General features: G+C 58.8%; 19 protein-coding genes. 17 read left to right on the top strand and 2 right to left on the bottom strand.

From position 1 onward, the window contains the following. The first annotated feature begins 23 nt into the window (after nucleotides 1–23). From flhA to C4S72_RS13330, 13 genes are all read left to right on the top strand, one after another. Complete coding sequence (gene flhA, locus C4S72_RS13390) at nucleotides 24–2,141, top strand: flagellar biosynthesis protein FlhA (protein ID WP_104003648.1); 2,118 nt, start codon at nucleotides 24–26, stop codon at nucleotides 2,139–2,141. A gap of 34 nt (nucleotides 2,142–2,175) precedes the next feature. Continuing rightward, nucleotides 2,176–3,666 (top strand): flagellar biosynthesis protein FlhF, encoded by a 1,491-nt coding sequence (flhF, locus tag C4S72_RS13385; RefSeq protein WP_104003647.1) that lies wholly within the window; start codon nucleotides 2,176–2,178, stop codon nucleotides 3,664–3,666. Between the two features lie 14 nt (nucleotides 3,667–3,680). Then, nucleotides 3,681–4,496 carry a MinD/ParA family protein gene (locus tag C4S72_RS13380; protein ID WP_104003646.1) on the top strand — a complete coding sequence of 272 codons (816 nt, stop codon included), beginning with the start codon at nucleotides 3,681–3,683 and terminating at the stop codon, nucleotides 4,494–4,496. Nucleotides 4,497–4,528: 32 nt separating this feature from the next. Further along, nucleotides 4,529–5,239, top strand: coding sequence for an RNA polymerase sigma factor FliA (locus C4S72_RS13375; protein ID WP_104003645.1), 711 nt, complete (start codon nucleotides 4,529–4,531; stop codon nucleotides 5,237–5,239). 54 nt (nucleotides 5,240–5,293) lie between these two features. Next, nucleotides 5,294–5,680, top strand: a complete 387-nt coding sequence (cheY, locus tag C4S72_RS13370; RefSeq protein WP_104003644.1) for a chemotaxis response regulator CheY — start codon at nucleotides 5,294–5,296, stop codon at nucleotides 5,678–5,680. A gap of 33 nt (nucleotides 5,681–5,713) precedes the next feature. Next, complete coding sequence (locus tag C4S72_RS13365) at nucleotides 5,714–6,544, top strand: protein phosphatase CheZ (protein ID WP_104003643.1); 831 nt, start codon at nucleotides 5,714–5,716, stop codon at nucleotides 6,542–6,544. Nucleotides 6,545–6,557: 13 nt separating this feature from the next. Next, the gene (locus C4S72_RS13360; RefSeq protein ID WP_104003642.1) at nucleotides 6,558–8,666 is read left to right on the top strand and encodes a chemotaxis protein CheA; all 2,109 of its coding nucleotides are present in this window, start codon (nucleotides 6,558–6,560) and stop codon (nucleotides 8,664–8,666) included. A 36-nt stretch (nucleotides 8,667–8,702) separates the two neighbouring features. Then, nucleotides 8,703–9,944, top strand: coding sequence for a protein-glutamate methylesterase/protein-glutamine glutaminase (locus tag C4S72_RS13355; RefSeq protein ID WP_104003641.1), 1,242 nt, complete (start codon nucleotides 8,703–8,705; stop codon nucleotides 9,942–9,944). Next, on the top strand, nucleotides 9,944–10,705 hold the full coding sequence (locus C4S72_RS13350; RefSeq protein ID WP_104003640.1) for a flagellar motor protein: 762 nt from the start codon (nucleotides 9,944–9,946) through the stop codon (nucleotides 10,703–10,705). The genes C4S72_RS13355 and C4S72_RS13350 overlap by 1 nt, the downstream gene beginning before the upstream one ends. Next, nucleotides 10,683–11,585, top strand: a complete 903-nt coding sequence (locus C4S72_RS13345) for a flagellar motor protein MotB (protein ID WP_104003639.1) — start codon at nucleotides 10,683–10,685, stop codon at nucleotides 11,583–11,585. Before C4S72_RS13350 ends, C4S72_RS13345 begins: the two co-directional genes overlap by 23 nt. 12 nt (nucleotides 11,586–11,597) lie before the next feature. After that, nucleotides 11,598–12,386, top strand: coding sequence for a ParA family protein (locus C4S72_RS13340; RefSeq protein WP_104003638.1), 789 nt, complete (start codon nucleotides 11,598–11,600; stop codon nucleotides 12,384–12,386). Further along, a complete protein-coding gene (locus C4S72_RS25925; protein WP_104003637.1) occupies nucleotides 12,379–13,260 on the top strand; it encodes a hypothetical protein in 882 nt (293 codons plus the stop codon). Before C4S72_RS13340 ends, C4S72_RS25925 begins: the two co-directional genes overlap by 8 nt. Nucleotides 13,261–13,363: 103 nt before the next feature. Continuing rightward, complete coding sequence (locus C4S72_RS13330) at nucleotides 13,364–13,780, top strand: DUF2802 domain-containing protein (RefSeq protein ID WP_104003636.1); 417 nt, start codon at nucleotides 13,364–13,366, stop codon at nucleotides 13,778–13,780. A 58-nt stretch (nucleotides 13,781–13,838) separates the two neighbouring features. On the opposite strand, the gene C4S72_RS13325 is transcribed toward C4S72_RS13330, so the two are convergent. After that, nucleotides 13,839–14,168, bottom strand: coding sequence for an EscU/YscU/HrcU family type III secretion system export apparatus switch protein (locus C4S72_RS13325; protein ID WP_104003635.1), 330 nt, complete (start codon nucleotides 14,166–14,168; stop codon nucleotides 13,839–13,841). Then, nucleotides 14,165–14,905, bottom strand: a complete 741-nt coding sequence (gene fliK, locus C4S72_RS25775) for a flagellar hook-length control protein FliK (protein WP_160115520.1) — start codon at nucleotides 14,903–14,905, stop codon at nucleotides 14,165–14,167. Before fliK ends, C4S72_RS13325 begins: the two co-directional genes overlap by 4 nt. A gap of 488 nt (nucleotides 14,906–15,393) precedes the next feature. On the opposite strand from fliK, the gene C4S72_RS25770 reads away from it, so the two are divergent. The 4 genes from C4S72_RS25770 to C4S72_RS13305 all read left to right on the top strand — a co-directional run bounded on the left by C4S72_RS25770 (nucleotide 15,394) and on the right by C4S72_RS13305 (nucleotide 18,700). After that, entirely contained in the window at nucleotides 15,394–15,603 is a 210-nt protein-coding gene (locus C4S72_RS25770) for a hypothetical protein (RefSeq protein WP_160115519.1), read from the top strand. Nucleotides 15,604–16,594: 991 nt separating this feature from the next. Then, the gene (gene ccmA, locus C4S72_RS13315; RefSeq protein WP_104003867.1) at nucleotides 16,595–17,221 is read left to right on the top strand and encodes a cytochrome c biogenesis heme-transporting ATPase CcmA; all 627 of its coding nucleotides are present in this window, start codon (nucleotides 16,595–16,597) and stop codon (nucleotides 17,219–17,221) included. Further along, a complete protein-coding gene (gene ccmB, locus C4S72_RS13310; protein ID WP_104003633.1) occupies nucleotides 17,218–17,931 on the top strand; it encodes a heme exporter protein CcmB in 714 nt (237 codons plus the stop codon). The genes ccmA and ccmB overlap by 4 nt, the downstream gene beginning before the upstream one ends. Nucleotides 17,932–17,941: 10 nt before the next feature. Continuing rightward, entirely contained in the window at nucleotides 17,942–18,700 is a 759-nt protein-coding gene (locus C4S72_RS13305) for a heme ABC transporter permease (RefSeq protein WP_104003632.1), read from the top strand. The last annotated feature ends 4 nt before the right edge of the window (nucleotides 18,701–18,704 follow it).

Genomic DNA, 18,704 nt, shown 5'->3' with positions numbered 1-18,704 from the left:
TTTTTTGACGTTTTGGGGGCGTTTTGGACCGTACAGCCATACTCAACAATGCACGAAGCTTTTCGCAGGGGAATCTTGGTATCCCGCTGTTGCTGCTTGTTGTGCTGGCAATGGTCACCCTGCCGATGCCGCCCTTCCTGCTGGACGTCTTCTTTACGTTCAACATAGCGCTGTCGATAGTGGTTCTGCTGGTGGCGATCTACGCCATGCGGCCGCTCGACTTTGGTGTTTTCCCCACCGTTTTGCTGGCCGCCACGCTGATGCGGCTGGCGCTCAACGTGGCTTCAACCCGAGTCGTACTGCTATACGGGCATGAGGGCACGGGGGCGGCTGGTAAGGTGATCCAGGCGTTTGGCGATGTGGTGGTCGGCGGTAACTATATCGTCGGTGTCATCGTGTTCGCGATCCTCGTGATCATCAACTTCGTCGTGGTAACCAAGGGTGCCGGTCGTATCTCCGAAGTGAGCGCCCGCTTTACCCTGGATGCCATGCCCGGTAAGCAGATGGCGATCGACGCGGATCTTAATGCCGGCCTGATCAGCCAGGACGAAGCGCGCAGCCGCCGCGCCGAAGTCACCCAGGAGGCTGACTTCTATGGTGCCATGGATGGTGCGTCAAAGTTTGTTCGTGGTGACGCGGTAGCGGGCATCCTGATTCTGGTAATTAACCTGTTTGGCGGTTTTGGTATCGGTATGGTTCAGCATCAGCTGAGCTTCGATCAGGCGCTGCAATATTACGCCCTGCTCACCATCGGTGATGGCCTGGTGGCGCAGATTCCATCGCTGCTGCTCTCCACTGCCGCTGCCGTCATGGTGACCCGTGCCAACTCCGACGAGGGGATGGGGCAGCAGGTGTTCCGGCAGATGTTTGCCTCGCCCCGGGCGTTGTTTGTCTCCGCAATAATTCTGGCGATCATGGGCAGTGTCCCGGGTATGCCGCATTTTGCCTTCCTGTCGTTGGCCGCGGTCGCCGGTGGTATCGCCTGGTATATCGTCAAAGAACAGGAGAAGAAAAAGCAGGCGGAGGCCGAAACGGCAGCCGCCGTCCCGGCGGAGCGGAGCGAGGCCGAAGTGGCCGAAGAGAACCGCGAGCTCGGCTGGGATGATGTTATGCCGGTGGATATGGTCGGGCTTGAGGTGGGGTACCGCCTGATCCCTATGGTCGACAAGATGCAGGGCGGTCAGCTGCTCAACCGTATCAAGGGTGTACGCAAGAAGCTTTCCCAGGAGCTTGGTTTCCTTGTTCCCTCGGTACATATCCGCGATAACCTGGACCTGCTGCCCGGCGCCTATCGGATAACGCTGATGGGGGTTGTGGTCGGTGAGGCCGAGATCTATCCGGACCGTGAGCTTGCGATCAATCCCGGCCAGGTGTTCGGCGAGGTTGAAGGTATCAAGGTCAAGGACCCCGCCTTCGGTCTGGATGCAATCTGGGTCGAGAAAACCCAGAAAGAGCGAGCCCAGACCCTCGGCTACACTGTAGTGGACGCCAGCACCGTGGTGGCCACGCACATCAACAAGGTGCTTCAGGCACAGGCGCATGAGCTGCTCGGACACGAAGAGGTTCAGCACCTGCTGGATCTGCTCACCGAGAAGTCGCCGAAACTGGTGGAAGAGCTGGTGCCGAAAAAGCTCTCAATCAGTGTATTGTTGAAGGTATTGCAGAATCTGTTGATGGAACAGGTGCCGCTGAAGGATTTTCGCACCATCACCGAGTCTCTGGCGGAGGCGGTTAACCGCACTCAGGATCCGCTGGCGCTGACCGCGGCGGTGAGAATTTCCCTGTCGCGCCTGATTGTGCAGACGATCAATGGCTCGGCTGCCGAACTGCCGGTCATTACGCTGGATCCGCAGCTTGAGCAGATGCTGCTTAGCTCCATGCAGCAGCGTCAGCAGGGTGAAGACGGCCTGGTTCTTGAGCCGGGAATGGCTGAGCGGTTGCAGAGATCACTGGCGCAGGCGGCGCAGAATCAGGAGATGAAGGGGCTGCCCTCGGTGCTGCTGGTATCCGCGCCGATCCGTCCTTTGCTTGCCAAGTTCGTGCGTTATGGAGAGCAGCTGATCCATGTGCTTTCCTATCAGGAAGTCCCTGAGAACAAAAATGTCACCATTGTGGCGACAGTCGGGGGGCAAAATGGTTAACAGTTTTCCGCTTTGCGGCCGATAAGGGACGAATATGAAAGTAAAACGCATATTTGCACCGGACATGCGCCAGGCCATGCGTCGCGTTCGCGAGGAGATAGGGCCCGACGCCGTTATCGTATCCAACCACCGTGTTGCCGGTGGTGTGGAGATCGTTGTTGCGCGTGAAGAGGAGTACGAGGCCGCGCAGAGCGAACTGAAGCAGGAGCGCGCCCGACGCCGCGAAGAGCAGGTGCGGATTCTGACCGGTAGCGCAGCGGGCCAGGGCGGTGACAAACGCCGTGAGCTGGAACAGGCACTCGAGCGCACCCGCCTGGATATCGCCAAGGCTCAGGAGGGTCAGGGGCCGTCGGAGGTCTCGCGTACCGCAAATCGCCAGCTCGACGGCGACGACGAAGAGCTGCACTCGATACTGGAATCATTGCGTGAACGCCAGCGCAGCCGTGATGCGCATCAGGCGCAGGCGCACAAGGCCAGCCCCGGTGCGGCGCCGCTTCAGGCTTCCCGGCACGAGCCGGAGCTTGGATCGGTGGGTGTCTCTGCCGATGAGCGGGACAACGCCCAGATCCGCAATATGCAAAACGAAATTCAGCAGCTGCGTTCAATGCTCGAGCAGCAGCTGTCAGCCAAGCAAAGCGCGCCGCAGCCTTCACCTCGTTCACAGGCATTCGGCGATGCCGAAATGGCAAGGGCCGGAGAGCGCTCAAGTGGCGTGAAGGGCCAGCTGGAGCATCGCTTTGAGCGTCTGGGGCTGGGGGGGCGTCTTACCAGCTCGCTGTTGGCGTCGATTGAACCTGGCTTACCCATCGATAAGGCCTGGCGCAACTCCCTGGCGCGCCTGGCTGACTCTATTCCGGTGGTGGGCGAGGAGCTGATTGAGCGCGGTGGCATGCTGGCCTTTCTCGGTCCTACCGGGGTGGGTAAAACCACCACCATCGGTAAGCTCGCTGCACGCTATGTGCTTCAGCACGGCAGCTCCAGCCTGGCGCTGGTGACCACCGACTGTTTTCGTATCGCGGCACATGAACAGCTGAAAACCTTCGGACGGATTCTCGACGTGCCGGTTCGGGTCGTGGATGAGAATCACAGCCTGGATGAGGTGCTCCAGTCTCTCAAGGGCAAGCGCCTGGTACTGATCGATACCGCCGGTATGAATGCCCGGGATCCCTCGGGTCAGCTGCAGCTTGAGATGCTTGAGAGCGTGTCGGTCCGGGTTAAGAAACTACTGGTGCTTTCCTGCTCCAGCCAGCGGCAGCTGCTTGAGAGTGCCTGGCAGACTTACTCGGCATTGGGGCTGCACGGTTGTGTGCTGAGCAAGATGGATGAGTCCGGAAGCCTTGGCGAGGCGTTGACGCTGGCGGTGGAAAAGCAGCTGCCGGTCGCCTATGTCGCAGACGGGCAGAAAATCCCCGACGATATCGGGCTGGCGCGGCGGCATGATCTGGTCAGCCGTGCGGTGGTGACGGCTCAGCGCGACACCGAGCGGGCGCGGTCCGGCTCCGGTGATCTCTACAGGGCCGGCTGATACAGAGCATGAATATGAAACAGTCACATCCGGTCAAGGTAGTAGCGGTCACGGGCGGCAAGGGCGGTGTCGGCAAGACCAACGTGTCCGTCAATCTGGCTGCGGCGCTGGGTGAGATGGGGCGGCGTACGGTGTTGATGGATGCTGACCTGGGTCTCGCCAACGTGGATGTGATGCTCGGGCTGCGACCGAAACAGAATATTGTTGATGTGCTTGAAGGCCGCTGCGGTCTGCAGGATGTGATGGTCAGGGCCGGTGAAAACTTCCATATAGTTCCTGCATCCTCGGGAACCCAGGCGATGACCGCGTTGAGCGTGCATCAGCATGCCGAGTTGATTCACGCCTTCAATGATATCGCCGATCAGCTCGATGTATTGATCGTGGATACGGCAGCGGGCATTTCTGAATCGGTGGTGAGTTTTATACGTGCCGCGCAGGAAGTTCTTGTGGTAGTCTGCGATGAACCGACGTCGATCACAGACGCTTATGCATTGATCAAGCTACTAAACCGGGATTTCCGCATGACGCGTTTCCGGGTGCTGGCTAATATGGTACGTAGCGAAGCCGAGGGGCGGAACATGTTCAGCAAGCTGCTGACGGTGACGGATCGCTTCCTCGATGTCACGCTTCAATACCAGGGATCAATCCCTTATGATGAGGCGGTACGCAAGGCTGTACAGAAGCAAACGCCTGTTTTGAAAGCGTTTTCGACCAGTAAGGCAGCACTTGCATATCGGCAGCTCGCCAATAAAGTAGATGAGTGGCCCGTATCGGCAACATCACGCGGGCATCTCGAATTCTTTGTTGAGCGTCTGGTTCAAGGGGTCTAGGCAGTACTTAAGGTACTGAGCGCAGAGCTTGCATGTATAACCAGCTGGAATTCAGGTCAGGCCAGGAGCTCGTTGAGCAGTATGCTCCCTTGGTGAAACGGATAGCCCGCCATCTGATGGCGAGGTTGCCATCCAGTGTGGTGCTTGATGACCTGATTCAGGCGGGAATGATCGGGTTACTCGAAGCGCTTAACAAGTATGATCCCGGCAAGGGTGCGAGTTTTGAAACCTATGCTGGAATCAGGATCCGAGGCGCCATCATCGATGAGGTGCGTCGCGGTGACTGGACACCCCGGTCGGTGCATCGCAATGGCCGGCGGGTAAGTGAGGCGATCGCCCGGGTTGAAGCACGCACCGGACGTGATGCCTTGGATGCAGAAGTGGCGGCGGAATTGGGCGTTTCGCTGTCCGAGTACCACAACCTGTTGCAGGACTCATCGGATAGCCGGCTGTTCAGTTTTGAAGAGCTTAGCGAATCCGGCGAAGACACGGTTGGGGAACAGTTCGCTGGCGATGATCCGGGGCCGGAAAATTCCACCCAGGGTAGCGCCTTCAAGTCGGCTCTGGCACAGGCAATACAGAATCTACCCGAGAGGGAGAAACTGGTGCTGGCGTTGTACTACGATGAGGAGCTAAACCTCAAGGAAATAGGGCAGGTGCTCGGTGTAACCGAGTCACGTGTCAGCCAGATCCACAGCCAGGCAGCGGCGAGGCTGAGGACACGTTTAAGAGACTGGCAATAAAGGGGCTACCCTTTTCTGGTGCCGAAGTAGAGTAAATAACCGGGAGAACCTGTCTTGAGCAAAGACATCAAGATTCTTGTTGTGGATGATTTCTCCACCATGAGACGCATCATTAAAAACCTGCTGCGGGATCTGGGGTTCACCAATGTGGATGAGGCAGACGACGGCAAAACAGCGCTGCCGATCCTGAAACAGGGGCGAATCGAGTTTCTGATCACCGACTGGAACATGCCTGGCATGAGCGGTATCGATCTGATCAAAGAGGTGCGCTCCGACCCCAACCTCGCTCATATCCCTATATTGATGGTTACCGCAGAAGCCAAGCGTGAGCAGATCATTGCAGCGGCCCAGGCCGGTGTGAATGGCTACGTAGTCAAGCCGTTTACCGCCGCGACGCTGAAAGAGAAGATCGACAAGATCTTCGAACGTCTGCAGGGCTGATAGGACCTGAATTAGGTACCAGAGGAACGGCTTATGGCTGAACAGGATAAGACGGTAGACCTGGACGGACTGGAAGAGATGCTGAAGGACAAGGCTCAGGAGTTGGTGGCCGCGCTGGAAGCGGGTCAACTACCCCTGGCTATCGAACTGATCAATCAGCTGCAGACCGCCCGGCATGAAGTGTTTTACAACGAAGTCGGTCACCTGACGCGCGGTTTGCATGAAGCGATCAAATCCTTTTCCAGCGATGTAGGCGGTCAGCTCGATGAGCAGGCCGGCAAGGAGGCGATGAGCGATGCATCTGATCGTCTCTCCTATGTGATTGAGCTGACCGAAGAAACTGCGCACAAGACCATGGACCGGGTTGACCAGTCCCTGACCCTCGTTGACCGCCTGGATACGCAGAGCACACGTTTTCGCGATCTGCTGATGCTGGTCGGTCAGCTTGAGGGTGAGTTCAAGGCGCTGGATGGTGTCTATGACCGTACCTGTTCACTGAAGGACGAATCGGAAAAGACCATAGAAGAGCTGCGCTCGGCGTTGACCGAAATTCTCGTATCACAGGGGTTTCAGGATATTACCGGGCAGTTGATTCGGCGCGTGATTACCCTGCTGACGCAGGTCGAAAGCCAGCTGGTCAAGCTGATGGACATGGCGTCCAAGGTGGAACGCCTTAGTGGCGTTGATATCACGGCGTCTTTCGGTAAATCGGACTCCGCTGCTGAAGATCAAGAAAACAGCAAACGTGACGATAAGAAAACACAAGAAGTGAAGGCTGAGGGTCCTCAGGTACCGAAGGGCGACAACAATGTTGCCTGCGACCAGGACGATGTAGACGAGCTGCTTTCGAGCCTAGGATTTTGAGTAGGAGTACCCGATGAGTTTCGATGCCGATCAGGAAATTCTCGATGATTTTCTTGTCGAAGCGGGGGAGATTCTTGAGCAGCTGTCCGAGCAGCTCGTAGACCTTGAGCAACGCCCTGAAGACCGCGACCTTCTGAATGCTATTTTTCGCGGTTTTCATACCGTCAAAGGCGGAGCCGGTTTCCTGCAGCTCGATGCCATGGTGGATTGCTGCCACAAGGCTGAAAACCTGTTCGATGAACTGCGTAACGGCGAGCTCAGCGTTACCCAGGAGCTGATGGACCTGGTGCTTCAGGCGCTGGACGAGGTCAACTCCATGTTCGACTCGGTCCGCAACGGCATCGAGCCGGATCATGCCTCGCCCGAGCTGTTACAGCGGCTGATCGACTTCGCGGAAGGACGTGGCCCGGCCAGTTCCGCGCCCGCTGCGTCTGCAGCGGCTAAACAACCGCCAGCTCAGCCGCAAGAGCCTCTGCCGACGAATCCGAACACGCCTAACGATGATTTCGAGGCGCTGCTTGGCGATCTCGCTGGTGCCTCCAGCGAAAGCGTGGCAAACGAGGCGCCGGCTGGAACGCCTGAATCGGATCTGATCACCGAAGATGAGTTTGAAGCTCTGCTGGATGATCTGCATGGTGCCGGCGGTGCTCCCGGCAATGAAAAGCCCCATGTGGCGGCAGCCAGTGTGCCTGAAACTGCGGTTTCGGGAGACGGTGATCTGATCACCGAAGACGAATTCGAAAGCCTGCTGGATCAGTTGCAGTCAGAGGGCAAAGGGGCGTTCTCCGGAGCCGCACCTGCAGAGAGTGCGCCTGCGCCGCGAGCAGCGGCTCCTCGATCTGAGCCGGTAGCCGCTAAGCCGGCCGCAGCGGCAGAGCCCGTGGCATCGAAAGCTCCTGCGGCTGAAGCCGCGCGTGCGGCGGCTCCTGCAGCAACAGCCGCGCATAAGCCGACTCAGGAAAGCAACGTTCGCGTTGATACCCGTCTGCTCGACAAGATCATGAACATGGTCGGTGAGCTGGTGCTCGTGCGTAACCGCCTGGTACGTCTCGGTGTCAGCCAGGAAGACGAGGAGATGGGCAAGGCGGTCGGTACGCTGGATATGGTGACGGCCGATCTGCAGTCTTCCGTTATGAAGACCCGTATGCAGCCGGTAAAAAAGGTGTTTGGGCGTTTTCCCAGGCTGATCCGTGACCTGTCCCGCAGCCTGCAGAAAGAGGTTCGCCTGGAGCTGCGCGGTGAAGAGACCGACCTGGATAAAAACCTGGTCGAAGCGCTGGCCGACCCGTTGATCCACCTGGTTCGTAACGCGGTCGACCACGGTATCGAAGCGCCGGATGTCCGTGCGCGAGCTGGCAAGCCCCGTGAAGGCCATGTGCTGCTCTCCGCAGAACAGGAAGGCGATCACATCCTGCTGATTATCCAGGATGACGGCGCCGGTATGGACCCGGAGAAGCTGCGTAGCCTGGCGGTGAAACGTGGCATGCTGGATGAAGAAGCTGCACGTCGCCTTAGCGATCAGGAGTGTTTCAACCTGATCTTCCAGGCCGGCTTCTCCACCAAGACCGAGGTTTCCGACGTTTCCGGTCGTGGCGTGGGCATGGATGTGGTCAAAACCAAGATCACCCAGCTCAACGGTACACTCAGCATCGATTCCGTCATGGGGCAGGGTACTCGCATTGCGATCCAGGTGCCTCTGACACTGGCGATCATGCCGACCCTGATGGTGATTCTCGAAAACCAGGCCTTCGCGCTGCCGCTGGTGAACGTAAACGAGATTTTCAACCTCGATCTGACCAAGACCAATATTGTTGATGGGCAGGCGGCGATCATCGTGCGTGATCAGGCGATACCGCTGTTCCATCTCAAGCGCTGGCTGGTGAATGGCAAGCAGAATGAAGCTCTGCCGGAGCACGGCCATGTGGTGATCGTGACCGTGGGTACCACTCGTGTGGGCTTTGTCGTCGATCAACTGGTGGGCCAGGAAGAGGTGGTGATCAAGCCGCTGGGTACGATTCTGCACGGTACTCCGGGGCTGTCTGGTGCGACCATTACCGGCGACGGGCGGATTGCACTGATCATCGATATTCCGAATCTGCTGAAACGTTATGCGCAGACCTGATCGAGTGCGCGGAAAAGCCCGGGTTGGAGAGCCTAGATGACGGTTCGTGTTCTGGTCGTTGATGACTCGGGTTTTTTTCGCCATCGCATCGAAGAGATTTTGCGCGACGACAGACGGGTTGAAGTGGTCGGCAGCGCGGTCAATGGCCGCGAGGCGGTCGAAAAAGCCCGTGAACTCAAGCCCGATGTGATCACCATGGACGTCGAGATGCCGCAGCTAAACGGCATAGACGCGGTGCGGATCATCATGCGGGAATGTCCCACGAATGTACTGATGTTGTCGTCGCTGACCCATGAGGGCGCCCGTATCACTCTGGAGGCCCTGGATGCGGGGGCAGCCGATTATCTGCCCAAGGATATTCGCGCCTGGATGGATAAGAGCCAGAGTATCCGTACCCAGCTGCTGGAGCGTATTCTGGCGCTGGGCTCTAACCGGCGTTTTCGCTCTGGCTCCGTGTTTGAGCATCGTCATCCACGCTCCAGAGCCAACACCTCGTCAAGCATGGTTTTCCGCCCTGACAGCCCTACGCCTGAGCGCCCGGCTGCCCGAGTGCCGCGTTCTGCCCAGACTTCGGTACGTACTCCGTCAACTGCGACAGCCTCGCCGGCAGCGCGGGAGGTTCCCGTTCGAGCCGCAGCGCCCCGGCCTGCTCCGCCTCCGGTGGCGACGGTACCGACCAGTAGCCCCGCCAAGGTCAAGTTTCCGGACTGCCGAATCGTCGTGATCGGTACCTCTACCGGTGGTCCCGCGGCGTTACAGAAAATACTCACAGCAATTCCGGCCGGTTTTCCCTATCCCGTGCTGCTGGTGCAGCACATGCCGAAAACCTTCACCCAGGTGTTTGCCGAGCGCCTTAACCAGCAGTGTGCGCTGGAGGTGAAAGAAGCGGCGGATGGAGATCGCTTGCGTCCAGGTGTTGCCCTGCTGGCGCCGGGCGGCCTGCAGATGATGATCGATCCACGCCAGACCGACCGCATCCGTATTCTCGAAGGCGATACCAAACTGACCTACAAGCCCAGTGTGGATGTGACCTATGCGTCAGCGGCCAAGGCATACGGCGCCAAGGTGCTGGCGTTGATTCTGACCGGTATGGGCGCCGACGGCTGCGATGGCGCCAAGTTGCTCAAGCGCGAAGGCGCCAGGATCTGGGCGCAGAGCCGGGATAGCTGCACAATTTACGGTATGCCCCAGGCTGTGGTGAATGCAGGTCTGGCGGACGAGATTCTTGATCTAGAGGATATAGGCCCTTTGTTGGCTAAACAGTGCAGGCAAAGCTGATGTTTGGATTCCTCGGGATACTGGTCGCTTTCGTAGCCATAGTCGGTGGCAATTATGTCGGCGGCGGCGACCTGTCTGAACTCTATAACCCCACCGCGGCACTGATCGTCGTTGGCGGCACACTGGCTGCGGCCATGGTGCAGTCGCCGCGAGAGGACTTTCGCCGTGCCTGGCGGCTCTTCGGTTGGGCTTATCGTACCGATGAACCGGACTTCAACGCCGGCAACCAGGCGCTGCGCGACTGGTGTCAGCAGGCCCGCAAGCGCGGTCTGATCACGCTTGAGGCCGAGGCCGGCAAGTGTGAGGACGCCTTCGTCGCAAATGGCCTTCAACTACTTGCCGATGGGCGACCGCCGGAGATGATCCGCTCCATACTGGAGGTGGATCTGATTGCGCGTGAGCAACGTGACCTTCAGGCGGTTCGGGTGATCGAAAGCCTGGGTGGTTATGCACCCACGCTGGGGATCATCGGTACCGTACTTGGGCTGATCCAGGTGATGGCGAACCTGGCTGAGCCGGAAACCCTTGGGCACGGCATCGCCACCGCCTTTGTTTCGACAATCTATGGTGTGGCCCTGGCCAACCTGCTGCTGATCCCTACCGCCAATAAGATTAAACGGCTGGTGCAGGGGCGTGCGCAGTATCACGAGATGCTGATGGACGGACTGGTGTTTATCGCCGAGGGCCAGAGCCCGGAGGTGATCCGCCAGCGCCTGCAGGGCTACCTGGAGACCGATTATGCCGCGAAGAAGGCCTCCTGAACCGGACGCTCCGCTGGATCGCTGGGTGCTTTCCTGGGCGGATTTCGTCACTCTGCTCTTTGCCTTTTTTGTTGTGATGTACGCCATCTCCCAGGTTAACGAAGAGAAATACCGGCGCATGACGGAAGCTCTGTCCGATGTGTTTTCCGGGCCGGGAGTGATGCGAGGCTCAAGCCCCGCAGTGGAGGGCGGCAGCGGTATTCTCGAAGGTGGTGAGAGCCGGGAGCAGGCCGCTGCGACTCTGGTTGGTCCCGCCGATGAGGGCGAGACCCGGTTGCTGAATGACCTGCGGGCGCGACTGGAAGCGGACTTCAGTAAGGAGATTGCCGGTGGCGAAGTAGAGGTTCAGGGCTCTGACCTCTGGTTCTCTATCGAACTGCGTTCCAGCCTGCTGTTCGGGAGTGGGGGAGCGATACCGGCTATTGAGGCCGACAGGATTCTGTCGCAGATCGCGGCAGAACTGCGCGAAATTGAAAACCCCATCCACGTCGAAGGGTTTACCGATAACGAGCCGATCTCTACCGACCGCTATCCCTCCAACTGGGAGCTGTCCGCGGCACGGGCGGCAGCGGTGGTCAGGCTGCTGGCGATGAACGGCGTATCGCCGCAGCAGATGGCTGCCGTTGGCTATGGTGAATTTCAGCCCGCCTACAGCAACCGTACCGCTGAGGGGCGGAGACTGAACCGGCGCATAGTGATTGTTGTGTCTCGTGATGAGAAAGTGCGTCGGGCGGTGGCCTCTTTCGGCAGTGAGCAGGTCAGTAATGATGCAGTCAGCGAAATGCTGACCGAGCAGGAACAAGAGAAGGCGCCGCCGGCGCTGGAACAGGTTGAAACGCAAGACGGCATTCTGATCCGTCAGGCCAGGCCGGAAGACTAACGGGAAATTGCTATGCAGGTGTGGGCTGTTGCTAACCAGAAAGGCGGGGTCGGTAAAACGACCACGGTGGTAACCCTGGCGGGATTATTGGCCGATGTGGGTTACAAGGTGCTGCTGGTGGACCTGGATCCCCATGGTTCCCTGACCAGTTATTTCCGCTTTGATCCGGATGAGCTCGAGCACAGTGTCTACGACCTGTTTGAGCAGCTGCAGGTGGATGAGAAACGCACCAAAAGCCTGATTCTGCCCAGTTCTCAGCCGGGTATCGACCTGATGCCTGCATCCACCGCGCTGGCGACTCTGGAACGTCGCGCTGTAGGTAAAGAGGGGATGGGGCTGCAGGTGGCCAAGGCGCTTGCCACCCAGAAGCAGAGCTATGATTTTGTATTGATCGACAGCCCGCCGGTACTCGGTGTGCTGATGGTCAACGCTCTGGCGGCGTGCAATCACCTGCTGGTCCCGGTGCAGACCGAGTTTCTGGCGTTGAAAGGCCTTCAGCGCATGGTGCGCACCATTGAAATGGTCAATCGTGCGCGTCGCAACAAGTTGGAGTACACCATTATCCCCACGTTTTACGACCGCCGCACCCAGGCTTCTGTCAGTAGTCTGCGTGAGCTGCATAAGCGTTATGAAGACAACATCTCCACCGCGGTGGTGCCTGTGGATACCAAGTTCCGTAACGCCAGTTTGAAGGGGCTGGTGCCTTCATCGATGGATGCGGGCAGCCGCGGTGTTCATGCCTATGCGAAGCTGTTGAGAAACCTGCTGGAACAGCGCAGAGAGGGTCAGGCTAATGGCTGATCAGAAGAAAGTCGTATTCGAATATATCGAAGCGCTGCTCGCAGACCCGGATCTTGAGATGGTGGATGCTTCCGATGAGATAGCTCCGGAGATTCCGGAGGAAAACGGCGTCGCGGAAGAAGCGGCCGGCACGATGCCACTGGACGATGACTCGGTAGAAAAGACGCTTGACGCCGATGCAGTCGCATCGAAGGCTGTTGAGCCAGAGCCAGAGCCAGAGCCAGAGCCAGAGCCAGAGCCAGAGCCAGAGCCAGAGCCAGAGCCAGAGCCAGAGCCAGAGCCAGAGCCAGAGCCAGAGCCAGAGCCAGAGCCAGAGCCAGAGCCGGAACCAGAACCAGAACCAGAACCAGAACCAGAACCAGAACCAGAACCAGAACCAGAACCAGCGCCGGTCACCCCCGCGCCTCGGTCAGCGATAGAGGCAAGCCCCGTGTCCCAGGCCCCGGTCAAGGTCCTAAACTGTGTGCTGCTGGATATGCACGGTCTCAAGCTTGCCGTTGAGTTTGAGCGTATCGAGGGCGCGCTGAATATGGTCGATCTGTCGTTGGCCATCGGAGGCATGCCTGACTGGATCCTCGGCTCTTTCGGCGAGACCTACTCCAGTACCCATGTGGTTGATACCGCACTCTGGTTGATTCCGGATCGCTACAAACCCGAGCACTCGCAGTACTCAGAGGTGCTTATTCTTCAGGGGCGTAAATGGGCGCTGGCCTGTGACGGTCTGGTGAAATCGATCCAGATTCCTATGGACAGGGTCAACCTCAACACCGACAAGGAGCATCGCTCCTGGCTGTATGGCACCTATATGGATGAGCGTTGCGCCATTGTCGATGTGGATCAATTGGTTGAAGAGTTTGAGGCGACTATCGCCTGAGATTTATCCATTCGTCGCTACCCGCCGCTTGGGTTACAATCGGGTGATTGACGTTGCGTCCGTCTTGTCGATGGGCGCAGGTTCTTTCTGAGACAGGCCTGTGATGGATCTGAGTGCCAATAATCTGATCGTTTTGCTATTTTCCCTCGTCAGCCTTGCGACGTTGGCGCTTTGCGTCGTGCTGATGCTGCGCCTGCGACGTCAGGAACGACGCCAGCAGGCATTGATCAATGTGCTGCGTAACGAGATTCGCGCCATGACCAATGGCTCTATCGGTATGGGTAAACGATTGCTGGCGATTGAGCACCTGCTCAATATTACGGTAGAAAAACAGCAGGAGCTGGAAAACCGTGATCCGGGCGTCCTCGCTTATAACCAGGCAGCGAAACTGATGGAAATGGGCGCGGATGTGGATGATCTGGTGCGCAGCTGCGGTATCGGTAGACCAGAAGCTGAGTTGATGGCGCTGCTGCATCGTGAACTGCATACCGGCGAGGCCCTGCCACAGCAGCGTCATTGAGCCCTGGTTGAGTTAACCCTTCAGACCGGCGAAGTGCCCCTTCAGCTAGCCTCCTCCTTCAGCTTTCTTCCTTCGCGTCTGCTTCTCTCTTAAGGCCGTAGGTAAAGGCGATAATCTCCGCGATGGCACGATAGAGAGATTCAGGGATTTCGTCCCCCAGCTCCAGCCGGATCAGTACTTCCAACAGCTCCGGGCTTTCGTAAATATGGACATCGTGCTCTTTCGCCAGGCGGATGATCTGCTCCGCAATTATCCCCTGACCCTTGGCGGTTATCTTCGGTGCAGTGCCCGCGTCCTGGTCATATTTCAGCGCTACCGCCTGGCGATTCAGTGAGCTGTAGTCACCGCTGAGACCATCGTCTTTATCGAAGTCGTTATTGTCATTCATGTGTGCAGATCAACCAGCCTGTGATTGATGGGAGAGCGCGTATCCCTCGGCGGCCGGCCGCGTTGCACCTGCAGCGCTTCGACCTGGAAGCCGCTGGCGCCCAGTTGCTGTTGAAAGCTGTCCAGCTGTTCGCGGATCAGGTGTGCAGTGTCATCCCGCTCGGCCCAGAATCGGGCACTCAGCTGCCACTCCTGCTGCAGGCTGACATGGGCATCCACGCTGCCGAGTTCTTCGCGATCGAAATGCAGCTGAATCGACCATTGGGAGACGAAGCGCCCCTGTTCATCGGGTCTTTTCTGCTGCTGGATGCGGATCTCACTGTCTTCCAGACGGTCACGATCCAGGCGTATCGGAAGGTCGAGCCGGTACTGCCTCTCGAGGGAGCCGTCCGGCAGTTCCTGCCAGTTTTGCAGGCTGGTTGCCTGGTGGCTGGCACTACGGGCCTGAAGTCCTTTAACCAGCGTCAGCATCTGCTCCCGTGCCTGGGGCGGCAATTGCTCTGCCAGCTGATTCAGTTTTCCCAGCTGCTGCTGCAGTGGCGGTAGCTCAGGTTTGCCGCCAGAGGTATTCGTTTTTGTCAGGCCGATCAAACCGCTGGACTGGAGGTGGTTCTGCACCACCTGCTGGGTGGTTTTCGCATCGCTTTTCGGCGCAACGCTGAACAGGCTGAGTAATGATTTCACCACCTGTGCCACCGCATCGTTGCCGCCCCGGCTTGTCGCAGATAACTGGCGCATTTGATTCAATGCATCGCCCGCAGGTAGCTGCTGCGGCAAATTGTCGCGCAATATTTGCTGTAGCCCTTCCTGTAATTTGAGTTGTGCACCGTTATCATTGCGGGGCGGTGCAATTTGAAGCTGTACCTGGTTATTCGCAGTGCGTGTCAGTTGCACCTCGAGTCCAGGCTGTAGTGGTCTCGGGCTGAGCAGCTCGATCTGTTGGCCATTGACCGCAAGCGTCACCTGAGTGATGCCGCCTGTGTGAGGTTGAAAGCTGGGCTGAGGGAGTGGCTGTGCAGGCGAACCCTGTGCTGCGCTTGCGCGTATCGCCGCTGTGTTATTCGGAGTTGCCGGTTGTGGTGCCGCACCATCTTTGGCGGGCTGAGGCGCCGGGCTGGAGGTATTCAGCGAGGCTCGTGCAGCTGTTGCAGGCTGCTGTGCTGAATTTGTGCGCTCCCCGGCGGCTGTCGCAGAGCTGGGCGGCGTAGCAGTACCGCGGGGAAGCGATGTTTGTTCCCTGGCTGTCGTTGCTGTCGTTGCTGTTGTTGCAGGCGCTGGCGGCGGTGTCGGTTGCCGCGTTGCAGTCTGCTCTCCATGAGAGGGCTGAGGTCTGCCGGTATCGCTGCCTGATAGTGCTGGATTGGAAGGCGTTGGGTTTGAAGGAGCGGCTTTTGAAGGCGCGGGCTGCGAAGGTAGCGATTGAGTGGGTCGGTTAGCCGGCTCGTCGGCAACAGCAGCAGGCGTGCTGGTATTGGTTTGAGCCTGTCCGCTGGATGGCGCATTGCCAGGCTGGGGTGCTCGAGATGTCGTGCCCTGTGCTGCTGGGATTTCAGCCTGTGGCTGGGATGCCTGTGGACCGCCCGCCTGGTTTTGATTGGCCACGCTAGCCGCGGGCGCAGAGCTGGCTCCGCTTCCCGTCGTTGTTTGGTATGAGGGGAGCGCTGCGGGTTGAGGTGCCGGTTGGGATGTCTGTTGTGGCGCCTGTGGTTGTGTGCCTGCCTGGGAAGGCTGGGGCGCCGGAGTGTTAGTGATGACCCGCGCAATCTGCGCCTCGCCCATCGGAAGCAGTCTGGACAGGCTGGTGTTGCCTTGATCCTGGCTGGGTATGCGCAGTTGCAGCAGGGGAGGCTGGCTGGCGATTTTTGCCTGAGCTGCTGCGTTCTGTGGCGATTGGCTTTGGGCGTTGAGCAGTGCCAGTTGAAGCTTACCCGCGGCATCCTGGCTCAGGTTGATACGGGCGCCGGTGTTTAGTGGCTGGGAGGTTATCAGCTCCATCAGCTGTCTTTGCACCTCGACCTTGATCCGGAACAGGTTGGGGCGCTGTGGGTCGGGAGTGACTTCCCGTACACTTGCCTCCAGCGTGCGGCCGGCAGCGAGTTCGGCGCGAACGTCGCCCTGCGGGGCATTGTTCGACGGCAACTGCTGTAGTGATTGTACGGGTAGATTGATCGGCACTGTTGTAGCTCCCTGACGCCGGTAGATGACCGCGTTGGATGTGCATTGAACTGACGTTGGGTCCGTGTTGGACCTAGGTAGCAGAAGCTTCAGACCTTGGCATGATTCGGTACTGTCGGCTCTGTGCTTGCCTGACGCTTTGCTGCCAATCTGTTTATAATGGCGCGTTTGAAATCAGTCGGCCAGTGTGGGCGAAACTGTAGCGCTGTGGCTGTTGTGACACCTTGACGGAGAAGCTGTTTGTCCCAGGCGATGCTGAAAGTTGAGAACCTGTTCTGTGAACGGGATGACAGGGTGCTGTTCGACCAACTCAGCTTCGATGTCGATAGCGGCGAGATCGTGCAGATCGAGGGCGCCAACGGCAGCGGCAAAACCACTTTACTGCGCATACTCAGTGGCTTGTCGCGCAACTACGAAGGCGATATCTACTGGCAGGGCGAACCTGTGGACCGGGTGCGCGATGAGTTTCGCAGTGAGCTTCTGTACTTCGGCCATCAGCCGGGCGTTAAAGCGCTGCTGACACCGGAAGAAAACCTGCACTGGTACTGCGCGCTGCACGCGTCCCTCGATCCGGCGAGAGTGCAGGAGGCGCTGGAACAAGTGGGTCTGCGCGGTTTTGAAGATGTTCCCTGCCACACGCTGTCCGCTGGTCAGCATCGTCGCGTGTCCCTGGCTCGTCTTTACCTCAGCGATGCGCGACTGTGGATTCTCGATGAACCGTTTACGGCGATCGACAAGCGTGGCGTGGCGGCAAAAGAGGCGCTGATCGGGCGGCATGTAGCCCGGGGCGGCAGTGTCATCCTCACCACTCACCAGGACCTGCAGGGTAGTGGCGCCGTGCGCAGTATCAATCTTGACCGGCAGGGAGAGCGCGGATGAACCAACAGTTGGGGGCTTCGCGTCGGCCCGATATCGGAATGGGGGCGCTGTTTGCTGCAACCCTGAAACGTGACCTGAAGCTCTCGCTGCGGCGCAAGAGCGAACTGGTCAACCCGCTGATCTTCTTCCTGATGGTGATTACCCTGTTCCCGCTTGGCGTGAGTCCGGAGCCAGGCTTCCTGGCGGAACTGGCGCCAGGTGTGATCTGGGTGGCGGCTCTGCTGGCGACCCTGCTGTCCATGGATAGCCTGTTTCGTACCGATTTTGATGACGGTTCGCTGGAGCAGCTGTTGCTGAGTCCTCAACCGCTGATGCTGGTAGTGGTTGCCAAAGTCCTGGCGCACTGGATGCTGACGGGGCTCGCACTGACGCTGGTGGCGCCGCTGATCTCGGTGATGTTGTTCCTGCCGGCCGAGGGCGTTCCCGGGTTGATGCTGAGCCTGCTGCTGGGTACGCCGACGCTGAGCCTGGTGGGAGCCATCGGCGCGGCGCTGACGGTAGGGCTGAAACGGGGCGGGGTGCTGATTTCCCTGCTGGTGCTGCCGCTGTATATTCCGGTGCTGATTTTCGGCACCGGCGCGGTACAGGCTGCGGTAACCGGTTTGCCGCTGGGCGGTTATCTGGCGCTGCTGGGCGCGTTACTGGCACTGGGTATCGTGCTGGCGCCGCTGGCGATTGGCGCCGCATTACGAATTTCGGTGAGTGGGTAGAGTGAAAACAATGGTAGAGAAGAAGAAATGGTTACCGCGCTGGTTCTACCAGCTGGCTTCTCCTCGCTGGTGCTTCCAGATCTGCGGCAAACTGTTGCCCGGGTTCTCGGTGGCAGCGCTGGTACTGCTGCTTGGCGGTATGGTCTGGGCGCTGCTGTTTGCGCCGGCGGATTACCAGCAGGGCAATAGCTTCCGCATTATCTACCTGCATGTGCCCTCGGCGATTCTGGCTCAGTCCTGCTACATGCTGATGGCCGTCGCTGGCGCCATCGGTCTTATCTGGAAGATGAAAGTCGCCGATATGGTGGCCAAATCCTGTGCGCCTATCGGCGCCACCATGGCGGTGCTGGCGCTGCTTACCGGCGCGATCTGGGGCAAACCGACCTGGGGCTCCTGGTGGGTTTGGGATGCCCGTCTGACCTCTATGCTGATCCTGCTTTTCCTCTATCTCGGGGTGATGGCACTGAACTCTGCCATCGAGAGCGAGTCAACTGCTGCACAGGCAAGCGCGGTTCTGTCTCTCGTTGGGCTCGTTAATATCCCGATCATCAAGTATTCGGTGGAGTGGTGGAACACGCTGCATCAGCCCGCCACCTTCAAGCTGACCGAGAGACCGGCGATGCCGGCTGACATGTGGGTGCCGCTGCTGGTGATGGTGGTTGGCTTTTACTGCTTCTTCGCGGTGACGCTGATGCTGCGTCTGCGCAACGAGATTCTTAGACGTGAACGCCGCTCCGGCTGGGTCAGGGATCTGCTGCTGTCGAAATGAGGTT

The sequence above is a fragment of the Marinobacterium lutimaris genome, from assembly GCF_900108065.1.
Classification (GTDB): domain Bacteria; phylum Pseudomonadota; class Gammaproteobacteria; order Pseudomonadales; family Balneatricaceae; genus Marinobacterium_D; species Marinobacterium_D lutimaris.
This window is presented reverse-complemented; position numbering and strand designations above follow the sequence as displayed.